The organism is Faecalibacterium sp. OF03-6AC (genome assembly GCF_003478175.1).
Lineage (GTDB): Bacteria > Bacillota > Clostridia > Oscillospirales > Ruminococcaceae > Faecalibacterium > Faecalibacterium taiwanense.
Map to the genome: position 1 here is coordinate 74957 of NZ_QUEN01000010.1, position 21402 is coordinate 96358.

General features: G+C 59.2%; 22 protein-coding genes and 2 tRNA genes. 17 read left to right on the top strand and 7 right to left on the bottom strand.

Annotated features, from left to right (window positions below):
* Nucleotides 1-3: 3 nt before the first annotated feature.
* From DXA66_RS11415 to DXA66_RS11435, 5 genes are all read left to right on the top strand, one after another.
* On the top strand, nucleotides 4-1002 hold the full coding sequence (locus tag DXA66_RS11415; protein ID WP_097775075.1) for a beta-methylgalactoside transporter: 999 nt from the start codon (nucleotides 4-6) through the stop codon (nucleotides 1000-1002).
* Nucleotides 1003-1101: 99 nt separating this feature from the next.
* Nucleotides 1102-1422: a hypothetical protein gene (locus tag DXA66_RS11420; RefSeq protein WP_097775076.1), complete on the top strand. Its 321-nt coding sequence runs from the start codon at nucleotides 1102-1104 to the stop codon at nucleotides 1420-1422.
* A gap of 86 nt (nucleotides 1423-1508) precedes the next feature.
* Nucleotides 1509-2495, top strand: coding sequence for a TAXI family TRAP transporter solute-binding subunit (locus tag DXA66_RS11425; RefSeq protein WP_243089096.1), 987 nt, complete (start codon nucleotides 1509-1511; stop codon nucleotides 2493-2495).
* A 14-nt stretch (nucleotides 2496-2509) separates the two neighbouring features.
* Nucleotides 2510-3697 carry a sodium/glutamate symporter gene (gene gltS / locus DXA66_RS11430; protein WP_118529046.1) on the top strand — a complete coding sequence of 396 codons (1188 nt, stop codon included), beginning with the start codon at nucleotides 2510-2512 and terminating at the stop codon, nucleotides 3695-3697.
* A 52-nt stretch (nucleotides 3698-3749) separates the two neighbouring features.
* Complete coding sequence (locus DXA66_RS11435; protein ID WP_118529048.1) at nucleotides 3750-3953, top strand: hypothetical protein; 204 nt, start codon at nucleotides 3750-3752, stop codon at nucleotides 3951-3953.
* A gap of 138 nt (nucleotides 3954-4091) precedes the next feature.
* Here DXA66_RS11435 and DXA66_RS11440 read toward each other — a convergent pair whose 3' ends face one another.
* Entirely contained in the window at nucleotides 4092-5462 is a 1371-nt protein-coding gene (locus DXA66_RS11440) for an NCS2 family permease (RefSeq protein ID WP_118529050.1), read from the bottom strand.
* Between the two features lie 381 nt (nucleotides 5463-5843).
* On the opposite strand from DXA66_RS11440, the gene DXA66_RS11445 reads away from it, so the two are divergent.
* The 10 genes from DXA66_RS11445 (at nucleotide 5844) to DXA66_RS11490 (ending at nucleotide 15550) form a co-directional block, all read left to right on the top strand.
* On the top strand, nucleotides 5844-6125 hold the full coding sequence (locus DXA66_RS11445) for a chemotaxis protein (protein WP_097775081.1): 282 nt from the start codon (nucleotides 5844-5846) through the stop codon (nucleotides 6123-6125).
* Nucleotides 6122-7570 carry a phage terminase large subunit gene (locus DXA66_RS11450; protein WP_097781530.1) on the top strand — a complete coding sequence of 483 codons (1449 nt, stop codon included), beginning with the start codon at nucleotides 6122-6124 and terminating at the stop codon, nucleotides 7568-7570. Before DXA66_RS11445 ends, DXA66_RS11450 begins: the two co-directional genes overlap by 4 nt.
* 12 nt (nucleotides 7571-7582) lie before the next feature.
* Entirely contained in the window at nucleotides 7583-9397 is a 1815-nt protein-coding gene (locus DXA66_RS11455; protein ID WP_118529052.1) for a hypothetical protein, read from the top strand.
* A gap of 16 nt (nucleotides 9398-9413) precedes the next feature.
* Complete coding sequence (locus DXA66_RS11460) at nucleotides 9414-10373, top strand: ribosomal-processing cysteine protease Prp (RefSeq protein WP_118529054.1); 960 nt, start codon at nucleotides 9414-9416, stop codon at nucleotides 10371-10373.
* 22 nt (nucleotides 10374-10395) lie between these two features.
* On the top strand, nucleotides 10396-11400 hold the full coding sequence (locus DXA66_RS11465) for a N4-gp56 family major capsid protein (RefSeq protein ID WP_005944630.1): 1005 nt from the start codon (nucleotides 10396-10398) through the stop codon (nucleotides 11398-11400).
* A gap of 13 nt (nucleotides 11401-11413) precedes the next feature.
* On the top strand, nucleotides 11414-11629 hold the full coding sequence (locus DXA66_RS11470; RefSeq protein ID WP_097775085.1) for a hypothetical protein: 216 nt from the start codon (nucleotides 11414-11416) through the stop codon (nucleotides 11627-11629).
* Nucleotides 11630-11702: 73 nt separating this feature from the next.
* Complete coding sequence (locus DXA66_RS11475; RefSeq protein WP_005944627.1) at nucleotides 11703-12086, top strand: hypothetical protein; 384 nt, start codon at nucleotides 11703-11705, stop codon at nucleotides 12084-12086.
* A 12-nt stretch (nucleotides 12087-12098) separates the two neighbouring features.
* Complete coding sequence (locus tag DXA66_RS11480) at nucleotides 12099-13982, top strand: hypothetical protein (RefSeq protein ID WP_118529056.1); 1884 nt, start codon at nucleotides 12099-12101, stop codon at nucleotides 13980-13982.
* A 3-nt stretch (nucleotides 13983-13985) separates the two neighbouring features.
* Nucleotides 13986-14171: a hypothetical protein gene (locus DXA66_RS11485; RefSeq protein ID WP_005944623.1), complete on the top strand. Its 186-nt coding sequence runs from the start codon at nucleotides 13986-13988 to the stop codon at nucleotides 14169-14171.
* A 14-nt stretch (nucleotides 14172-14185) separates the two neighbouring features.
* On the top strand, nucleotides 14186-15550 hold the full coding sequence (locus DXA66_RS11490) for a cell envelope biogenesis protein TolA (protein WP_118529058.1): 1365 nt from the start codon (nucleotides 14186-14188) through the stop codon (nucleotides 15548-15550).
* Nucleotides 15551-15892: 342 nt separating this feature from the next.
* Here the strand turns inward: DXA66_RS11490 and DXA66_RS11495 are convergent.
* The 4 genes from DXA66_RS11495 to DXA66_RS11510 form a co-directional block, all read right to left on the bottom strand.
* Nucleotides 15893-15969 (bottom strand) — tRNA-His (locus DXA66_RS11495).
* Between the two features lie 8 nt (nucleotides 15970-15977).
* A tRNA-Arg gene (locus DXA66_RS11500) sits at nucleotides 15978-16051 on the bottom strand.
* A gap of 144 nt (nucleotides 16052-16195) precedes the next feature.
* The gene (locus DXA66_RS11505; RefSeq protein WP_118529060.1) at nucleotides 16196-16732 is read right to left on the bottom strand and encodes a phosphatase PAP2 family protein; all 537 of its coding nucleotides are present in this window, start codon (nucleotides 16730-16732) and stop codon (nucleotides 16196-16198) included.
* Nucleotides 16733-16763: 31 nt separating this feature from the next.
* Complete coding sequence (locus tag DXA66_RS11510; protein ID WP_097776400.1) at nucleotides 16764-17327, bottom strand: DUF1643 domain-containing protein; 564 nt, start codon at nucleotides 17325-17327, stop codon at nucleotides 16764-16766.
* 172 nt (nucleotides 17328-17499) lie between these two features.
* On the opposite strand from DXA66_RS11510, the gene DXA66_RS11515 reads away from it, so the two are divergent.
* Both DXA66_RS11515 and DXA66_RS11520 read left to right on the top strand, forming a co-directional pair.
* Nucleotides 17500-19425 (top strand): BMP family ABC transporter substrate-binding protein, encoded by a 1926-nt coding sequence (locus DXA66_RS11515; RefSeq protein WP_118529062.1) that lies wholly within the window; start codon nucleotides 17500-17502, stop codon nucleotides 19423-19425.
* Between the two features lie 37 nt (nucleotides 19426-19462).
* Nucleotides 19463-20119, top strand: coding sequence for a metallophosphoesterase family protein (locus DXA66_RS11520; RefSeq protein WP_118529064.1), 657 nt, complete (start codon nucleotides 19463-19465; stop codon nucleotides 20117-20119).
* 133 nt (nucleotides 20120-20252) lie between these two features.
* Here the strand turns inward: DXA66_RS11520 and DXA66_RS11525 are convergent, their stop codons facing one another.
* Complete coding sequence (locus DXA66_RS11525) at nucleotides 20253-20561, bottom strand: DUF6465 family protein (protein ID WP_005944609.1); 309 nt, start codon at nucleotides 20559-20561, stop codon at nucleotides 20253-20255.
* 298 nt (nucleotides 20562-20859) lie between these two features.
* Nucleotides 20860-21339 carry a hypothetical protein gene (locus DXA66_RS11530; protein WP_118529066.1) on the bottom strand — a complete coding sequence of 160 codons (480 nt, stop codon included), beginning with the start codon at nucleotides 21337-21339 and terminating at the stop codon, nucleotides 20860-20862.
* Nucleotides 21340-21402 lie beyond the last annotated feature (63 nt).

Here is a 21402-nt window from a genome sequence, read left to right on the forward strand (position 1 = left end):
ATCGTGGAAGCTACCAAAAAATTGAATGGCAAGGCTGTGGGCAAGTGGCTCAGCAACAACGCCATTATTATGATGATGCTGGCCATCACTCTGATCGTTGGCATCATGCACCCCAACTTCTTCTCCGGCACCAACATGATCAACCTGTTCAAGAACGTGTCCATCCGCTACATCATCGCGCTGGGCATTTCCGGCTGCCTGATCACCACCGGTAACGACCTGTCGGCCGGTCGTCTGGCTGGTTTTGCCGCCTGCCTTGCCTGCATTTTTGCGCAGACCGAGGGCGCATCCGGTAAGTTCTACCCCAACATGCACACCCTGTCCACCCCCGTGGTGTTCATTCTGGTTATTGCCATCTGCGCCATCGTGGGTCTGTGCAACGGTCTGGTGGTCAGCTACCTGAAGGTGCAGCCCTTCATTGCTACCTTGGGTATGCAGCAGGTGGTCTACGGTATCTGCCTGGTGTACACCGGCGGTACCCCCATCGGCTCTTTGAACAAAAACTTCACCTCTCTGGCCTCCAACACCATCATCGGTGTGCCTGTGCTGATCTGGATCGCTCTGATCGTGGCCGGGTGCTTCTGGTTCCTGTACAACAAGACCCGTCACGGCAAGTACATGTACGCCATCGGCGGCAACGAAGCTGCTGCTGAGGTGGCCGGTGTCAACGTCAACGCCACCAAGATCCGCATCTACATCCTGGCTTCCTGCATGTTCGGTCTGGCAGGCTGCCTGCTGGCTGCAAAGTCCGGCGGCGCATCCGTCAACACCGCACAGGGCTATGAGCTGGACGCCATCGCAGCCTGCACCATCGGCGGTGTTTCCACCACCGGCGGCGTTGGTACTGTTCCCGGCGTTCTGGTCGGCGTTCTGGTTTTTGAGCTGATGAAGGTGGCTCTGCAGTTCATGAATGTCAACTCTTCTTACACCTACATCGTTCAGGGTCTTGTCATTATCGTGGCTGTGGCCATCGATATCCGCAAGTATCTGGCAAAGAAGTAAGAGCTTTTTCTGTGGGTCGTCTGCTTTTGGGCAGGCGGCCCGCTTTTTTTATCTGCATTTGTGTGGTATTATAATAAAAACACCATCAGGAGGTACGTTATGGCACAGGAAAAACAGACACCCGAAGAGCGCGAGGCTGAACTTGCCCGCCGGGAAGCTGCCCTTGCGGCCCGGGAAGCACAGCTGGCGCAGGAACAGGCGGAGCTGGCAGGCCGGAAGGCAGACTTTGAGGAAGGCAAAAAGAGCCTGCTCAACAACGGTGACAAGAATTTTGTGAACGCGAAAGAAAAAATGTACGACCATTTTCCGCTGACCGTGCACCAGATGGATATTATCATCGGAGTGCTGTTTGCACTGATCGCACTGTTCCTTGTGCTGGGCGTGACCCACACCAGCTTCTTCGGGCTGTTCGGAGGGTAAGAATATAGGTGATTGTATTTCATCTGCAATGTGCGTATAATTTATGATAAAAGTTCTGCCGCATTGCGGCGGCAGGAAGAGGAGTGGTGATCTTGAAAAAGAAATGGCTCGCGGCGGCACTGGCAGGCATTCTGCTGGCAGCTGCGGTTCTGAGCGGATGTGCAGCGACAGAAAAGGCCAAACGGCTGCGCTTCGGTGTGGCTGGCGAGGGCGGCATCTACCGGGAGTTCGGTGAGCGGTTCGCAGCATTGGAAAATGAGACGGACAACGGGCAGGTGGAGCTGAAGGCTACCGCCGGTTCCGCAGCGAACCTGCGTCTGCTGGCCGGCGAATACCTGCAGCTGGCCATTGCACAGGCAGACCTTGTGCAGGATGCCTATGACCAGACCGGCATCTTTGCCGACGAGGAGGAGGACCGCGGCTTTGGTGCCGTGGCGGCGCTGTACACCGAGACCTGTCAGGTGGTGGTGCGGGCGGATTCCGACATCCGGTCCATTGAGGACCTGCATGGCAGGACGGTGAGCATTGGCGCGGAAGAATCTGGTTCGGAGCAGAACGCGCGGCAGATCTTATCTGCCTATGGCCTGAACGACAAGATGGTGAGCATGGTAAACCTGAACTATGAGGATGCCGCTGCCCAGCTGAAGGCGGGCAGGGTGGATGCCATCTTTATGACGGTGGGCGCGCCCAGCCCGGTGCTGACCGCTCTGGCAGGCGAGTGCGGCATCCGGCTGCTGAACGTGGACGGTGCGGCAGCACAGCGCCTGCAGAGCGCTTACAGCGCCTACAGCGGCGTTACGCTGCCGGCAGGCACCTATCCCGGACAGACGGAAAAGGTGCAGACGGTGGGCGTGAAAGCCGTTCTGCTGGCCAGCAACGCGCTGTCTGCAAAGCAGGTGCAGCAGCTGACACAGCTTCTGTTCTCCAGCCGGGAAGGGCTGGAAGAGCAGCTGGGCATCCCGCTGGACCCGGAGGAAAACGCAGTAGAGGGCGTTGGCATCCCGTTCCATGCGGGCGCGGCCGCATACTATAAGGCGGCAGGAATTACGGTCGATGAAGTGGCTGGGAACTGAGGGAAAGTAGAGCAATGAAGATCGAATTGGATATGTATCAGACACTGGCCGTTGCTGTGCTGGTGCTGATGCTGGGCAAATTTTTGCGGGCAAGGGTGCAGGTGCTGGAACGTTTCTGCATTCCGGCTCCGGTCATTGGCGGCGTGCTGTTCGCCATTTTTAACTGTGTGTGCTATGTGACCGGCGCTGCCGAGTTTGCATTTGATGATATTCTAAAGGAAGTCTGCATGGTGATGTTTTTCACCTCGGTGGGCTTCCAGGCAAACCTCAAGGTGCTGAAAAGCGGCGGAAGAGCGATGATCGTGTTTCTGGGCGTAGTCATCGTGCTGATCGTCAGCCAGAACTTTGTAGCCGTGGGGCTGGCAAAGCTGCTGGGCGTGGATGCGCTGGTGGGCCTTTGCACCGGCTCCATCCCCATGGTGGGCGGTCACGGCACCGCCGGTGCCTTTGGCCCGGTGCTGGAGGACTTTGGCATTCAGGGGGCCACCACCCTGTGTACGGCAGCGGCCACCTATGGCCTGATCGCGGGCAGCATGATGGGCGGCCCCATCGGTAAGATGCTCATTGAGCGGCACAACCTGCTGGCCACGGTGGTACCGGAGGATGACAGCCTACTGGTGGAAGAAGAAATGAAGCACGAGCGCCACACCACCATGTACCCGGCGGCAAGCTTCCAGCTGATCGTCGCCATGGGCATCGGCACGGTGCTGTCCAGACTTCTGAGCCTGACGGGCATGACCTTCCCCATTTATATCGGTGCCATGATCGCGGCGGCCATCATCCGCAATGTGGGTGAGTATGGCGGCGGCTACACCGTGTATATGGGCGAGATCAATGACATTGGCGGCATCTGCCTTTCGCTGTTCCTGGGCATGGCCATGATCACCCTGAAGCTGTGGCAGCTGGCAGAGCTGGCCCTGCCGCTGATCGTGCTGCTGGCCGGGCAGACCCTGTTCATGATCCTGTATGTGGTGCTGGTGGTGTTCAACATCATGGGCCGCGATTACGACGCGGCGGTGATCGTATCCGGCACCTGCGGCTTTGGCATGGGCGCAACGCCCAACGCTATGGCCAACATGCAGGCCATCTGCGATAAATATTCGCCCTCGGTCAAGGCGTATCTGCTGATCCCGCTGGTGGGCAGTCTGTTTGCGGACTTTCTGAACAGTCTGGTCATTACGGTGTTCATCAATTTTATCTGAAGCTGATCTTTACAGTTCGGGCGGGCTTCCGCACCGGGAAAGGAGACGTGCAATGTCGCTTTATCACCATCTGAAAACGTGGCTCGGAAAAAAGCGGGAGCATCCCCATGAGGAAGAAACCGTGGCCGTGCCGGAGATCCATACCGGCAAGGTGGCACATCATATGGATGCGGACGGCACTCCGGCGGCTGATAAGCCGATCCACTATGATAACGTGGCTATCCCGGAAGTGCATATCCACCCGCGGCGCAAATAACCCTGATCGCTAAAAAAGAATAGTTCCACGCCGGACAGCCCGGAGCGAATGCACAGGCTGTTCCGGATCACAGGAAGCAGAAAAGCTCCCGTCCATCATCAGGACGGGAGCTTTTTTGCTTGCGGTAAGATCAGCGGCTTAGAGGAACACGTACTTGAGGATGAACAGCACGGTCAGCACATACATCAGGGGGCTGATCTTCTTTTCCTTGGCCTTGCCGGTGACCAGATTGATCAGGGTCCAGGAGATCACGCCGATGGCGATGCCCTCGGAAATGCTGTAAGCGGTGGGCATGGCCAGAATGGTCAGGAAGGCGGGGATGCCCTCGCTGGGGTCATTGAAGTCGATCTTGACGGCGGAACCCATCATGTAGAAGCCCACGATGATCAGGGCCGGAGCCGTTGCAAAGGACGGGATGGTGAGGAACAGCGGGCTGAAGATGGTTGCCAGCAGGAACAGGATGCCGGTGGTCATGGCGGTCAGACCGGTGCGGCCGCCCTCGGTAACGCCGGAAGCACTCTCGACGAAGGTGGTGGTGGTGGAAGTGCCCAGCACAGCGCCTGCGCAGGTGGCGATGGAGTCGGCCATCAGTGCGCCCTTGATGTGGGGCAGCTTGCCGTCCTCGTCCAGCATGTCGGCCTTGGAGGCAACACCGATCAGGGTGCCCAGAGTATCGAACAGGTCAACGAACAGGAAGGAGAACATGACGGCGAAGAAGTTCAGGATGCCAACGCCGGAGAAATCGGTCTTGAATACCTGACCGAAGGTCTTGCCCAGCGCGGAGAAGTCGAAGCTGACAAAAGCGGTGGGGATAACGGAGTACATGCCTGCATCGGCGTTGGGCACATAGATACCGGCGATCTCGCAGAAGATGCCCAGCACCCAGGTGATAAGAATGCCGTACAGGATACCGCCCTTGACCTTTTTAACCAGAAGAACGGCGGTGATAACCACGCCGATCAGGGCCAGAATGGCACCCACGCCTACGCTGGAGAAGGTGTCGCCCTTGAAGTGCTGGTAGGTGACAAGGGTGGAATCGCTGTTGACGATCAGCTTTGCGTTCTGCAGGCCAACGAAAGCAACGAACAGGCCGATGCCCACGCTGACGGCGCTCTTCAGGGTCATGGGGATGGCATTGAAGATGCCTTCACGGACATTGGTGAGGGACAGCACGATGAAGATGATGCCCTCTACAAAGACGGCCATCAGGGCCAACTGCCAGCTGTAGCCCATGGTGAGAACGACCGTGTAGGAGAAGTAGGCGTTCAGGCCCATGCCGGGTGCCAGTGCAAACGGATAGTTGGCAAGCAGAGCCATAAGCGCAGTGCCAACAAAGGATGCCAGCGCGGTGGCGATCAGAACGGCTTCCGAATCCATGCCGGAAGCAGAAAGGATGTTGGGATTGACCGCAAGGATGTAAGCCATGGTCATGAAGGTGGTGATACCTGCCATGATCTCGGTCTTGACATCGGTGTGGTTCTCCTTCAGATGAAAGATGTTTTCTAACATGAGGAACCTCCTGATTCAGATAAAACATCCCGTCCGTGCGTGGGACGAGAAAGAACAGAACCTATTGTAACATTTTACAAAAGCATTTGTCCACAGAATAAACACACTTTTTTCATTTTCTGTCCAAAAATCGCAAATGAGTATGACTTTGAAGGTTTTCTGCGGGTCTGCCACAAATTTTGATGGAGAAAAAACACTGCTTTTGAAAAGATACGAAACAGCGATAAATTACGAAGGATAAAAGTATACGAATCGGATTCTTAAATTTAAAATATACGCTATGGCCCTGTAAAAGTGCACACTGTTGGGAAAGCAGCACCAGTGGTATCCTTTTGCCATAGCCCAGCACACCAGGGCGGAAAGGAGCTGATACCCAACACCATGGGGCAGACAAAACAGGCCAGAGGGCTGGCCAGCCTGAGCCGAGCCACGGACACCCTGAGCACCCTGCTGGCACAGCAGGTGCGGGAACTGAATGCCCGGCAGAAGGCGGCAAAAAAGGAAGGCGCATCGGGAGCAGGCACCATGAAAGACCTCAAGGAGGCCACGGCGGTGCTCAAGGATCTGGCCGGTGTAGCCAAGACCCTGAACGATCAGGGGGCACAGGCAGAAGGAGCGGAGTGCGGCGTGGTGCTGCTGCCGACGGTGGAGGAAGAACCATGAGCATTGTACAAGCAAGAGTGCCGGTGGTCTGGCGGCCCCAGCCGCGGCAGGCCGAATTTATGAGCCGCCCGGAACCGGAAGCGCTGTACGGCGGTGCAGCAGGCGGCGGCAAGAGCGACGCGCTGGTGATCGAAGCGCTGCGGCAGGTGCACATTCCACACTACCGGGCGCTGATCCTGCGCAAGACCTACCCGCAGCTTTCCGATTTGGTGGACAAGAGCCAGGTGTACTACCACAGGGCGTTCCCGCAGGCACAGTACAACGCCACGGCCCATGTGTGGAACTTCCCCAGCGGGGCAAAAATTTACTTTGGCTCCATGCAGTACACCAAGGACCGTACCAATTATCAGGGCAAGGCCTTCGATTTTATCGGCTTTGACGAGCTGACCCACTTTGAATGGGAAGAGTACAGCTACATGATGAGCCGCAACCGTCCCACCGGCCCGGGCACGCGGGTGTACATGCGGGCCACCACCAATCCCGGCGGCATCGGCCACGGGTGGGTGAAGGCACGGTTCATCACGCCCGCACCGCCCGGTACGCCTATCACCGAAGAATACACGGTAAAGCTGCCGGACGGCACCGAACAGAAGCTGCAGCGGGCGCGGGTGTTCATCCCTTCCAGCATTTTTGATAACCCCGCCCTGCTGGCAAACGACCCCGGCTACCTTGCAAGCCTTGCCAGTATGCCGGAAGCAGAAAAGCAGGCGCTGCTCTACGGCAGTTGGGACAGCTTTTCCGGGCAGGTGTTTACCGAATGGCGCAACGACCCGGCCCGCTACGAAGACCAGCGCTGGACCCATGTGATCGCACCGTTCACCATCCCGAAGCACTGGCAGCTCTACCGCGGGTTCGACTTTGGCTTTTCCAAGCCGTTCTCGGTGGGGTGGTACGCAGCGGACGAGGAGGGGCGGCTGTACCGAATCAAGGAGCTGTACGGCTGCACCGGCAGGCCGAACGAGGGCCTGCGCATCGACCCGGTGGAACAGGCCCGGCGCATCCGGGAGGCAGAGCAGAACGACCCGCTTTTGCGCGGCAGGGTGATCCACGGCATTGCCGATCCGGCCATCTTTGATGAGAGCCGCGGCGAGAGCATTGCCGCTATGATGGAGCGCAGCCCGAACTTCCTGCGCTGGTCCCCTGGCGACAACACCCGGCTTGCGGGCAAGATGCAGTTCCACTACCGGCTGAATTTTGATGCGGACGGCAGGCCGATGTTTCAGGTGTTCAATACCTGCAAGCACTTTATCCGCACGATCCCGAACCTTGTGTACGATGAAAGCAACGTGGAGGACATCGACACCCGGCAGGAGGATCACATTTACGACGAGTGCCGCTATGTGCTGATGGAGAACCCTATCAGCCCGCCGGTGCGCTGTGCTGCGCCGCCCATGCCCGACGACCCGCTGAACCTGCACAAGCGGGCAAGATTTTACAGAATTTAAAGGAGAAACGCAATGGACGATTACGAGAACGAAGCTTTGCCCGTGGGTGAAGCACAGGTGGCCGAGGCCATGCAGACCTTGCAGCGGTACAAGGCGGGCAAGGCTGCGCTGGACAAGCGCATTGTGGATAACGAGCTGTGGTTCCGCATGGGCCACTGGAAGAACTACCAGAACCCCATGATGCCCGGCAAGGCCCAGCCTTCCAGCGGGTGGCTGTTCAACAGCATTGCCAACAAGCACGCCGATGCCATGGACAACTACCCGGAACCGAACGTGCTGCCCCGAGAGGCAGATGACGAGGACACCGCACGGGCACTTTCCAGCGTTTTGCCGGTGGTGCTGGAACAGGCCGACTACGAGCAGGTGTACAGCGACTGCTGGTGGCGCAAGCTCAAACAGGGCACCGGCGTGACCGGCATCTTCTGGGACCCTGCAATGCGCGGCGGCATTGGCGACATTGCGGTGCGCAGCGTGAACCTGCTGATGCTCTACTGGGAGCCGGGCGTGGCGGATATTCAGGCATCGCCGGACTTTTTCAGCCTGAGCCTTGAGGACACGGCCCGGCTGTGCGCGCAGTACCCGCAGCTGGCAGGACACACCGCCAGCGTGCTGGACGTGCCCCGGTACATCCACGATGAAGGGCAGGACACCAGCTCCAAGAGCGTGGTGGTGGACTGGTACTACAAGCGCCCGGATGAAACGGGGCGCATGGTGCTGCACTACTGCAAGTTCTGCAACGGCGTGGTGCTGTACGCCAGCCAGAACGACCCGGCGCTGGCAGAAAGCGGCCTGTACGACCACGGGCAGTACCCCTTTGTATTTGACCCGCTGTTCGTGGAGGAGGACAGCCCGGCGGGCTTTGGCTACATCGATGTGATGAAGGACTGCCAGACCGCCATTGACAAGATGAACCATGCCATGGACGAGAACGTGCTGCTGAGTGCAAAGCAGCGGTATGTGCTCAGCGACACGGCGGGTGTGAACGAGGAAGAGCTGGCCGATTTCAGCCGGGACATCGTGCATGTGGTGGGACGGCTCAACGACGACAGTTTCCGTCCGCTGCAGACGGCGGGCCTGCAGGGCAACAGCCTGAGTTACCGCCAGAGCCGCATTGAAGAGCTGAAGGAGATCAGCGGCAACCGGGACATGACGCAGGGCGGCACTGCCGGAGGTGTGACCGCAGCCAGCGCCATTGCGGCCTTGCAGGAGGCAGGCAGCAAACTCAGCCGCGATATGCTCAAGAGCGCCTACCGTGCTTTTGCAAAGCAGTGCTATCTCATCATCGAGCTGATGCGCCAGTTCTACGACGAGCAGCGGGTATTCCGCATCGTGGGCGAAAGCGGCGAGAGCCGGTTCGTGCCCTTCTCGGCGCAGGCGCTGCGGGCGGTGCCCGGCGGCAGCGTGGGCGGCGTGGAACTGGGCAGTCGGGAGCCGATCTTTGACATCGTGGTGAGCGCCGCCAAGAAGAGCACCTTCAGCCGTCTTTCCCAGAACGAGACGGCCAAGGAGTGCTATCAGCTGGGCTTTTTCAAGCCGGAAAATGCCGATGCCGCCCTTGCGGCACTGGAAATGATGGACTTTGAAGGCATTGAGAAGGTGCGTCAGCGGGTGCGGCAGAACGGTACCCTTGCCCAGCAGCTGGCTAGGATGCAGCAGCAGATGGCACAGATGGCGGCGGTGATCGCCCAGCAGGGCACCGGGCCTGACGAACCGGCCCGCAGTGCAGGCGGTGCGTCTGCGCAGAAGGACGTGCAGGCGGTAAAGCTGGCGGGCCTTGGCAATGCCCTGCCGGTGGCCGCCGCTGCACGTGCCATGGACATCCATTAAAAAGGAGGTGAATTTTATGATGAAAGTTTGTTACAGCGAGATGGATACCCCCGCCGGGCTGAGCTGCCGGCTGGAAGCTGCCGGTCATGCAGGCTATGCGCCTGCCGGGCAGGACATCGTTTGTGCAGGAGCCAGCACCGTGATGCAGGGCCTTGTGTACCTGCTGGCCGGGGAAGAGAATGCCCACAGCGAAGCCTTTGATGAGCCGGACGGCCCGCGTCTGGCAGTGAGCGTGGATGCGCCCTGCGAAGAATGGGTGCGCGGTGCCTTTGAGCTGGCCAAAGCCTGCTTTGTGCTGCTGGCCGAACGCTACCCGGAGAATGTCCGCTTTGCGGATGTGAGCCGCAGAGGAAAGGAGAGCATGATGGATCTGCAGCTGTTTGCAAGTGAAGGCGGCGATGCTGCGTCTGCTCCCCCTGCCCTGAGCGAAGCGCAGACCCGGCAGGCAGTGGCCTCCGGCACCATGAAGCCGGACGAAGCAAAAGCGCCCGCTGTGCCGCAGACTTCGGCAGAGAAAACCGTAGAGCTGCAGCCGGAAAAGCCCCGGCAGGAACTGCCCGTGCAGCGCCCGGAACTGCCGCCGCTGTCCAGCTTTGCCCGCAGCACACAGGCTGCTGTGCACAGCCTGCATGCCCGCTGGGCGGCAGAGGAAGCGGCCATGCGCCGCAGCCAGCCGGATTTTGATCTGCAGAACGAGCTGCGCAGCCCGGAGATGCGCCGCCTGATGCAGCTGCCCGGCATGAGGGTGCGGGATGCGTACCGTCTGGCCCACTACGACGAAAACCTGCGCACTGCAGCGCAGGCTGTGGAGCAGGGCGTGGTGGAACGCATTCAGCAGCGGGCCGCACGGCCCACCGAAAACGGCATCCGGCCCGGCGGCGCGGCTACCGTCCGCCCGGATGTAGCCAGCATGACCCGCGCCCAGCGAGAAGCACTGGAACGCCGTGTGCTCCACGGAGCACAGATCGAATTGTGACTATTTTACAAGAGAAAGGAATATGAGCATGAACAAGAATTTCAACATCCAGCTGTTTGCGGAAAACCTGAACACCACCGCTACCATGTCGAAAGAGATGAAAACCTTCTACGAGAAGCGTCTCATCGATCAGGCAGAGCCGCGTCTGGTGCACGACCAGTTTGCGGACTACTACCCTGTGCCCCAGAACGGCGGCAAGACCATTGAGTTCCGCAAGTACGACAGCCTGCCCAAGGCATCCACTCCGCTGACCGAGGGCGTGACCCCGAACGGTCAGGCACTGAATGTGACCACCATCACCAGCGATCTGCACCAGTACGGCGGCTGGACTCCGCTGACCGACGTGCTGCAGATGACCGCCATTGACAACAATGTGGTGCAGGCCACCCGTGTGCTGGCAAGTCAGGCAGGCCGCACCATGGACAGCATTACCCGCGATGTGCTGGCGGGCGGCACCAATGTGATCTATGCGCCCAAGCTGGCCGCAGACGGCACCGAGACTGCCGTTGCCAGCCGCAAGGCACTGGACAAGACCTGCACCCTGACCCCGAAGCTGTTCTTTCAGGCGGCGGCACAGTTGGGCGCGATGAACGCCGACCCCATCGGCGACAGCTACATTGCCATCATCCACCCCTACGCCGCCTACGACCTGAAGACCAGCAAGGAGTTCATTGAGGTGCACAAGTACGCCGACCCGGACACCATGTTCCGCGGCGAGATCGGCAAGCTGGGCAACATCCGCTTCATCGAGACCAGCGAGGCCAAGATCTGGAAGGATTCCACCTGCCCGGACGGTCTGGCTGTGTTCGGCACGCTGGTGCTGGGTGCCCATGCCTACGGCGTGACCGAGCTGGAAGGCGGCGGTCTGGAGCACATTGTCAAGCAGCTGGGCTACGGCGACGACCCGCTGAACCAGCGCGCTTCCGTGGGCTGGAAGGGCATGCGTGCGGCAGAGCGTCTGGTGGAGCAGTACATGGTGCGCATTGAGAGTGCATCCAGCTATTCTGCTACCGCTGCCGCAAACTGAGGAGGCGTGAGCCATGGCTGAAAAGAAAAATGTGCGCATCCGGCTGTTCAAGGATAACAGCCGCTACAAGGGCGATCTGTTCGTGAGCGTGAACGGTGTGAACTATAAGATCCGCCGCGGCGTGGAGGTGGAAGTGCCGCCCGAAGTGGCCGAGGTGCTGGAGCACAGCCAGATGCAGGATGAGCTGACCGCCGCCCGCATTGCGGCAGCAGAGAACGCCGCCCAGTAAACCCGAAACAGACAAAAAGCCCGGCTGGGGAGCCTGCCCGGCCGGGCCTTTATAAAAAAAGGAGAGTGAGCATATGACCGTAGGACAGGCGCTGGAACGCGCCGAAGAGCTGCGCCCGGGCAGCCGCATTGCGCTGGCCACCCGGCAGGCGTGGCTGAAGGAAGCAGACGCGATGCTGCGGGAACGCTTTTTTAAAAACAGCATCACAGATGCATACGACGATGTGGGCGCAGACCTTGCATGGGACGACAGCCTGCAGGACGACGATGTGCTGCTGGCACCGGCACCCTTTGATGCGCTGTATCCGCATTATCTGTGTGCCATGACCGATGCGGCCCTTGGTGAGACCGACCGCTACGTCGGGGAGCAGGCCCAGTACAACAGTCTGCTGGCAGATCTGGCGGCGTGGCTGCGGCGCAGCTACCCGACCCTGACGGGTGCCCAGTGGCGCTGGTAAGGAGGTGAGAGCATGGTTCTGGCAAACAGAGCGAAGCTGCAGAACAGCCGCAGTCTTGTGCGGGTATTCGGCGGGCTGAACGAGACCTATGCCTGCTCGGAAGCAGAGTACAGCGCGGGCGTGAATTTTTCTGCCCGGGATTTCCCGGCGCTGAGCACCCGCAAGCCGCGCCGCAAGCTGAGGGAGTTGACCGGGCTGAACGGCATGTATCACCTGAACGGGCTGCTGACCGTCTGCGGGAAGGATCTGATCTACACGCCGGATGCCGATGGCGCGGACCCGGTGACCTGCACCGAGGCAGTGACCGACGGCAAAAAGGCACTGGTGGGCATTGGTACAAAAATCCTGATCTTCCCGGACAAGGTAGCATTTGATACAGCGGACGGAAGTGTTTCGGCACTGGGAGCTGTATGGCAGGCAGAGGGACAGAGCGTGCAGTTTGCACCCTGCGATGCCGCGGGCAAGACCTACGAGGTGAGCGGTTACGGCAAGGAGGAACCGGAGAAGCCTGCAGACGGACAGCTCTTTTTGAAGGTGGAGGACGAGGAGCACCCATGGGCCAGCACCAGCACACTGGAAGAGTACAGCGCATCCTCCGGCAGCTGGACGGCAGTGCCGCTGGAATACTGCCGCATCACAGCGGCGGGCGCGCAGAGGCTATTTGCCCAGTGGGACACCGTGACCGTGCAGGGCACGGCAGCACGGCAGGCTGGCATGTGGACAAAGCTGGACGGGGATCTGGTAGTTTACGATGTGCTGGAAAACGGGCTGCGCGTGCGGGTAAGCCCGGAGGGAGATCATGTTTACGGCACGCTGGTGCAGAGCGCAGAGAGCGCCCAGTGGACCAGCCTGGACGGCAAGGAGACACGCAGCTTTGCGGTGAGCACGCCGGTGCGGATGGAACGCCGCGTGCCGGATCTGGACTACGTTACCGAGTGCGACAACCGGGTATGGGGCTGCAGCAGCAAGGAAAACGTGATCTATGCCTGCCGCTTAGGCGACCCCACCAACTGGTTTTCCTACCGGGGCATTGCGGCAGACAGCTACGCAGTGACGGTGGGCAGCGATGGTGCGTTTACCGGCGCGGCCACATGCATGGGCTATGCGCTGTTCTTTAAGGAGAACACACTGCACAAGCTCTATGGCTCCAAGCCTTCGGATTTTCAGCTCACCTCGCTGCGCTGCCGGGGCGTTGCCAAAAACGCGGCGCGCAGCCTGTGTGTGCTGAACGAGACGCTCTATTATCTTTCGCCGGACGGTGTGATGGCATGGGACGGCAGCATTCCAACAAAAGTGTCCGGCGCGTTGGATTCGGGCCGGCTGGCCAATGTGCAGAGCGCGGTGGGCAGTGCGCTGGATGGCCGCTATTACCTGCATGTGGCCCGCACGGCGGCAGGCGAAAATACGGCAAGGCTGCTGGTGTACGATACCGAGCGCGCGCTCTGGAGCGAAGAAAACGTGTGCTCCTACGAGATGACCAGCACCGGCGGACAGCTTTATCTGTGGGACGGGCAGGCACTGTGGGCCGCAGATCCCAGCCGCGAAGCGGACTGGCAGGCCACCGACGGTGTGGAGGAAAAGCTGAACTTTGAGCTGACCACTGGTGACATTGGGCTGGACGGGGCCGAGGACCGGTATCTTTCCCGACTGACGCTGCGGCTGGATGCCGAGTGCAGCAGTACGGTGGAGGTGGCCGCCAGCTATGACGGCGGCCCATGGGAGACGGTGGCAAGCCTGACGGCACAGGACAAGCGGCGCAGCTTTGATCTGCCGTTCGTGCCCCGGAGGCACGGCACCCTGCGGCTGCGCCTGAAGGGCAGGGGACAGATCACCCTGCGCAGCATTGCAAAAACAATGGCCGCTGCCAAGGGCGGCATTGCAGGCGGGGAGGTGTGACGAATGGCAAGCGTGATGGGCATTAACAAGATCGGCCTGCCCAAGCTCAGCGAGAACATGGACCCGGAGGATGCCCGCGCCCTGCGCAGCTACCTGTACCAGATGCAGGAACAGCTGCAGTATGTACTGAGCAATCTGGACGTTGAAAACATGTCCGACGAGATGCGCACGAAACTGCAGAATTTATAAGGAAAGGATCATATATGGCAAACAGAAAGAAAAAGGACGAAGCGCTTGCCGCTGTGCAGGCGCAGACGGAGGGCAGCGGCCAGCCTGCCGTGCAGAGCGGCTATTCGGCAGCGGGACTGGACAGCCGTTCGGAGGTGGAAAACGCGCTGGCAAATTCCAGCTACAAGCCCAGCCAGACCGTGACGGATGCTGCAGATGCGCTGAAGGAGTGGCAGGCAAACCGCCCGGGCGATTATCAGAGCAGCTATCAGGAGCGGATCGACCAGCTTTTGAACCAGCTGCTGCAGCGTGAGAGCTTCCAGTACAGCTACACCAAGGATCCGCTCTACCGCCAGTACGAGCAGAACTATTTGCAGAACGCCCACAACGCCAGCGCAGATGCTGCGGCGCAGGCTGCAGCCCTGACCGGCGGTTATGGCTCCAGCTATGCCACGAGCGCCGCCCAGCAGGCGTATCAGCAGCAGATCGGTGCGCTGAGCAGCGCCATCCCCACGCTGTACAGTCTGGCGCTGGATACGTATACCAGCGGCGGCAACGAGCTGGTGAGCCAGCTGGATCAGCTGAACAACAGCGAACAGGATGCCCAGCAGCAGTACAACAACAAGCTCTCGGACTACTACACCCAGCTGCAGCAGAAGGGCGAAGCATACAACAACGCCTATGCACAGGACTACGGGCAGTATCAGGATTATCTGAGCCAGCTGGGAACCCTGCACGATTATTACTCCGCGCAGGAACAGCAGCAGGCAGCACGCCGCCAGCAGGTGTTCAACAATGTGATGACCGTGCTGGGTGTGCTGGGCGATGCGGTGCAGATCGTTCTCAGCGGCACCACGGGCGTTGGCTCCATGCTGAGCGGCCTGCTGAATACCGGCTATAACATCTACTCCGGCAACCGTCAGTACGAGGCAGCCCGTGCGGACACTCAGTGGAACCAGCAGCTGCAGGAGCGTCAGTATCAGGACAGCCTGAACCAGCAGCGCTACGAGAACGAGACGAGCGAGCGGGAGTATCAGGACAAACTCAACCAGCAGAAATTCAACAACGATGTCACAAGCCAGAAGCTAAACATCGCACTGGGCGAGTGGAACCTGAAAAAGTACAATGCAGCGCAGAAAGCAAGCCGCGCTGGCAGCACGGCGGCAGGCAGTAAGACTGGCGGCCCTGGTACGGGCAGTACGTCCTCCGGTACGGCCAGCCGCAGCACGGGCACTGCCACCCGTCTGGGCAGTGACACCTCCCGGAATGTGACGGTGCCCTACATGGCCATGCTGATGCGCAGCCAGGGCAAGAGCGATACCAGCATCAGCACCGCACTGCGGCAGGATGGCTATTCCAGCGCAGAGATCGCACAGATCCTGCAGCAGATGAAGCGCTGACCGTGCGGATGGATATCAAACAATAAAAAGCATGTGCAGAGCACACAGGAGCCGTTCCGGCCAGAGGTGTTCTGCACATGCTTTTTTAGCAGAAAATAATGGCGTGCTGTTCGAGCCCCACTGGGATACCCCCCACCAAAAAAAATCCGCCGATGCAGAGCATCAGCACAGCATTTGTCTTGGTAGACATTCCTACTGATTGGGACCCGCAGGCTAACCAACAGCCCACTGGGCTGTTGGTTGCTCTGCCGCTGATGCGTCAGAGCCGCCTTGTTCGAACCCCACTGGGCACCCCACCAAATAAAAAAATCCGCCGATGCAAAGCATCAGCGGATTTTTTGGTGGGGTGCCCAGTGGGACTCGAACCCACGGTCTCCAGATCCACAATCTGGCGCGTTAACCGACTACGCTATGGGCACCACATAGATGCGCCCGAAGGGACTCGAACCCCCGGCCCACTGCTTAGAAGGCAGTTGCTCTATCCACCTGAGCTACGGGCGCACGTTGTAATCCCATGGGTTCCATTATGGCGGCAGCTGTGTGTCGGCACACGCTGCGAGAAGTATAATACCATACAGGCCCCATTCTGTCAAGCAAAAAATGCAAAAATCTTTTTTCTTTTTTCAAAGCCCGCAAAGCACTGCTTTACAGCAGCCACATGCCCGCAAAGCCCAAAGCAAAGCCAAGCGCGGCTCCGCCCACGACATCGCGGATATGGTGCACGCCGGTCAGCACACGGCCAACACAGATGAGCACCGTGATGCCCACCATCACCCAGCCCGCCTTCGGGTAGAAATACATCCATACCATGGCCAGCACGGAAGCGCTCAGTGCGTGGCGGGAGGGAAAGGAGTGTCCCCGAGTCTCCTTGTGCCGCAGCGGTTCAAAGCCGGGCTGTTCATAGGGACGCGGCAGGTTCAGCCTGTCCCGCAGGATGGTGCCGCCCCAGAAGGTAAGCCCCGGCACGAACACCGTCCGCGCAATGACGGCGGTGAGATCCAGCGCGGCTTGACGCTGACTGCCCAGCAGCCGAAACAGCCGGACGTTCAGCAGGCAGAGCAGCACCGGATAACATACAAAAGGGATGAGCGGCAGCCAGCGATCCAGTGCCACCACACAGCGCTTGGCTGTGGGGTGGGCATCCATCCAGCTGTGCAGGGCGTGATAATGTTCTGAGGTCAAAAAGATCCCTCCGCATCGGGCACCTGAAAAATTAAAAGCAGGTGTCCAGATAATTTTCCACATCAAAGGGTTCGGGGGTGGAATCCTTGCGCAGGTACAGCGGGTGGTGGGGGTGGCCCTTTTTGCTGCGCCGGCCAAAGGTGACCCACGGGATCTCCCGTTCCCGCGTCAGGGCCACCATCTCCCGCATCAGGCCGGGCAGATAGTCCCGCTTTTCGATCAGCGTGCCCCACGCTGCCCACATGGTGGGTTCGGTCTGGGCCAGAACTGCCCGGAGCCAGCGCAGATTTTCGTCGCACAGGGCACGGTCCGGCACACGGTCCATATCGTTTGGGTCGGTGGCGCGCTGGGGATACACGTTGAACATGATCCAGCTGTCAAAGCCGTTGGCGGCGGCAAGGCGCTCCACACTTTTCAAGGTGGGATCCAGCGCACCGGGCTGGGCGGTGCTGGGGTTGATGCCAATGCATACCAGCGGGTGGGTGCCAATGCGGCCCAGTATGTAACGGTAAGGCTGATATGTATGCGGCTCGTAATACCAGATGCCGCCGGGATATTCGTCGGCCTTGAGTACGGGGATCTGTTCGGTCTGCATGGAAAGAATGCTCCTATCATTGTTTGCTTTCTATTATCGTACCTGAAACTGCAGGATAAATCAACTCTTTTGTGCGGAAAATCCTCCCATAAAATCAAATTTCATGGTATACTAAAGAAGGACGCTGCGGCAGCTGGCTGCAGCGCATTGCAGCTGAGAAAAAGGAGCAACTATGCTGGAAGATTACAAGAACGCACTGAAGAGCGGCCAGCGTGCTTACCGTGCCTGTGTGGCGCGCGGCCAGTCGCCGTATCTTGCAGTGCTGGACGATATTCTGGTCAATGTGAACATCGTGGCGCAGGAGCCGCTGGGCCTTGTGGAGCTCCCGGCGGAAAGCATCGTCGGAACAAAGACCAGCGGCCGTCACACCGCCTTTGCACCGAACTTTATGCCCCTGCTGGAGCCGGACACCGAGTTTGCAGCCAAGTGGTCGAACCTCTGCGATGCGCATTTGGAAGAGGGCATCCATACGCCCATCATCGCCTATGAGTTCCTGAACAAATTCTATGTGCAGGAAGGCAACAAGCGGGTATCGGTGCTCAAGTATTTTGATGCGGTCAGGATCGCGGGCACGGTTACGCGGCTCATCCCGGAACGGAACGACAGTCTGGAAAACCGTATCTACTACGAATTTCTGGATTTTTACAAGCTCTCCAAGGTCAACGATGTGCATTTCTCCCGTCTGGGAGGTTACGCAAAATTGCAGACGCTGGTGTGCAAGGCAAGCGGTGAAAGCTGGACGGATGATGACCGGCTGAGCTTTTCCGCCTTCTATACCATGTTCCGCCAGCAGTTTCTGGCTCTGGGCGGCGGCGGACTGAATCTGACTGCCGGCGATGCCATGCTGGTGTATCTGTCGGTCTACCGTTACGCGGATGCCTGCGAGAGCACGCCCAGCCAGATGAAGCAGAATCTGGAAAAGCTGTGGGATGAGGTGAAGGTGCTCACCGAGCCGCAGGCCGTGGCCCTTTCGCTGGAGCCGAAGCAGGGCCCCGGCGAACCGCTGCTGGCAAAGCTGAACATCTTTACAAAGCCCAGTGAGCTGAAGGTGGTGTTCCTGCACGAGCACAACGCCGAAAACAGCGCATGGGTACGCGCCCACGACAAGGGCATCGAAGCACTGCAGCAGGCGTTCCCGGACCGGGTATTCATCACCCGCAAAGAGAACATCGAGCCTGAGGTGGACGCGGAGCAGGTGCTGGAGGATGTGGCTCACGACAATGCCGACGTGGTGTTCACCTCAAGTGCCCGGATGCATACCGCCTGCCTGAAGGTGGCGGCCCAGCACCCCAAGACCCGCATCCTGAACTGCTCGCTCAACGCACCGCACCCGCTGGTGCGCACCTACTATCCCCGCACGTATGAAGTGACCTATCTGCTGGGCATTCTGGCCGGTGTACTGACCAAGACCGACCGCGTAGGCTATGTGGCGGCAAACCCGGTGTACGGCATCCCGGCGGCAGTAAACGCCTATGCGCAGGGCCTGAAGACCGTGCGCCCGGACGCAAAGGTGGTGCTGCGCTGGGCCTGCCTGCCGGACCCGGCACACCCGCTGGATTTCTCTGACCGGCCGGATGTGGAGATCTTCTATGCCCGCGATAACCGCGAGCCGGAAGGCACCCACCGGGACTACGGTCTGTGCCGCCGCCAGCCGGACGGCACCCTGCAGCCGCTGGGCCTGCCGGTGTGGCGGTGGGATACCTTTTATACCGAGATCATCCGCTCCATTTTTGACGGCGCGTGGGACAACGATGCAGCGGGAGCCAGAGCCGTGAATTACTGGTGGGGGATGCGCAGCGGCGCAGAGGAGATCGATTACAGCAAAGACCTGCCCGCAGGCACTTTACAGCTGCTGGACCTGATGGAAAAGATGCTGAGCGAGAACGACCTGCGCATCTTCCCGGAAGACCTGTACGCGCAGGGGCATGTGCTGCACTCGCCGGAGGCCGTGGTCTACAGTCCCAAGGAATTGATGGAGATGGACTGGCTGGACGAATGCGTGGAAGGTGCGCTGCCGCACTACGATGAATTGGATGTAAAAACGCATACGCTTATGGCGATCAACGGCCTCAATACCCTGAAAGGGTTTGTGAAATAAGCGGCCCTCAGGCCGAGAGAGAACGGAGCAAACCGATGTGAAAATTCTTGCAATTTCGGATGTGCCCTCTAAAGCACTGTGGGACTACGATACCCGCGAACATCTGGAAGGCATCGACCTGATCCTTTCCTGCGGGGATCTGCCGCAGAAGTATCTGGAATATCTTACGAACTTTACGGCTGCGCCCATCTTGTATGTCCACGGCAACCACGACGGCAGTTACAGGGAAAATGAACCTGGCGGGTGCATTTGTGTGGACGACAGCGTGTATGTGTGGAAGGGCCTGCGCATTATGGGACTGGGCGGCAGCATCCGCTACAATAATCGGGAGGACAGCTTCCAGTATACGGAAAGGGAAATGCGCCGCCGTGTGCGCAAACTTTGGCGCAAGGCCCATCATGTGGGCGGCATCGACCTGCTGCTCACCCACTCCCCGGCGGCTGGCCTGAACGACAGCACGGATCATGCTCACAAGGGCTTTGCATGCTTCAATGATCTGATGGATGAATACGAGCCGCAGTGGTTCGTGCACGGCCATGTGCATCTGAACTATGATGCAAAGCTGCCGCGCGTGTGCACCCGCGGCAAGACCACCGTGATCAACGCTACCGAGCGCTATGTGTTCGAGATCCCGGACCCGGACCCCGTGATCCAGCATCATCCGATCTGGAAAAGATGGTTTGATGTAAAATGAAAAGCTGCCCTGCATTTTTGGATGCAGGGCAGCTTTTTTTACGGTTTAAAATGGAGCCTTGTGTGGGAACGGACAACCTGCCGCGAAACAGGTGCGGAGTGCTTTGCAGCAGGAGAAAAGAATACAGGAAAAGTTACAGCTCCAGCTTGCCGGAGACTTTGTTGATCACGTAATAGGCAGCGTCTTCCTCGGGCTTGACGTATACCTTACAGGACTGCACGCCAACCTTGTGGGTAGCGCGGTAATCGGCCTTGGCACGGTCGATGATATCGGTCACGTTATACTGCTTGCCACTGAACTCCACATACAGCTCCGGTGCAAGCGGAGGACGGCCGCGGCGTGCAGGGGCCTTGGCAGATTTACGGGTCTTAGACTCCTTGGCCTCAGCGGCAGGAGCTTCCACAGCAGGAGCAGCCGCTGCGGTCTTTTTCTTTTCGGGCATAGATGAACCCCTCCTTGATCGTATTTGGATGCTGCACAGGGGGCTGCACAGCATTGGCTCCATGAAATATATTACTTATATAATAAGTTTTTAGAAATGGTTTGTAAAGTCTTTTTTGCAAAAAACTTTCGGAAAAAGGCAGGAAATCAGGTGTGAAACTCACTGGAATGCATTTTGATGCAGCAGTATTACGGAACTGCCACAAAAACACGCAAAAAAGGCGGACCTTTCTGGTTTGTGCCGGGAACGCTCCCACTACAAACCCGGAGGGTAAAAGCGGCGGCTTTCCGGCCCGGATTTACACCCGGCAAAGCTCCTCGGCGTGTTGCACAACAGGGGTAAGAAGCTCCTCGTCCCAGTCCTCGGCAAGGGTGAACAGCAGCTGATAAACGGCGGCCTGCGCCTGACCCTGCGGGCGCTTTTGGGCCAGCGCAAACGCGGCAGAAAGCATTTGCAGCTTGAGGGTGCGGATACTCTCAGGCGCAGCCCACAGGCGGACAAAATCGTAATCGTTCGTGTTGCCGCAGGGCATGGCACAGGTGGCGCAGCCCGGGGCAACGCGGTGCTTTTCAGTCTGGACGATGGCAAGCATCCGCTGCAGCCTTTCCTCCGGTGCATCCGGCTGCGCGGCAAGGCGCAGACCGGCGTTCAGCACCTCGTCGGTGTCGTCCGTTTTGGGCTCGCTGGTGGTGGCCCTTGCAAGGCCCACAAGGGCACCCAAAAGGGTATCTCTTGCCTGCTGAGCAGGGGTGACAGGCGCTTTTAAAAGTTCAGGCATGGCACAGTTCCTTTCAATGGATCTTTCTGCGGAAAGTATAGCCGATTCTGCTATGTTTTACAA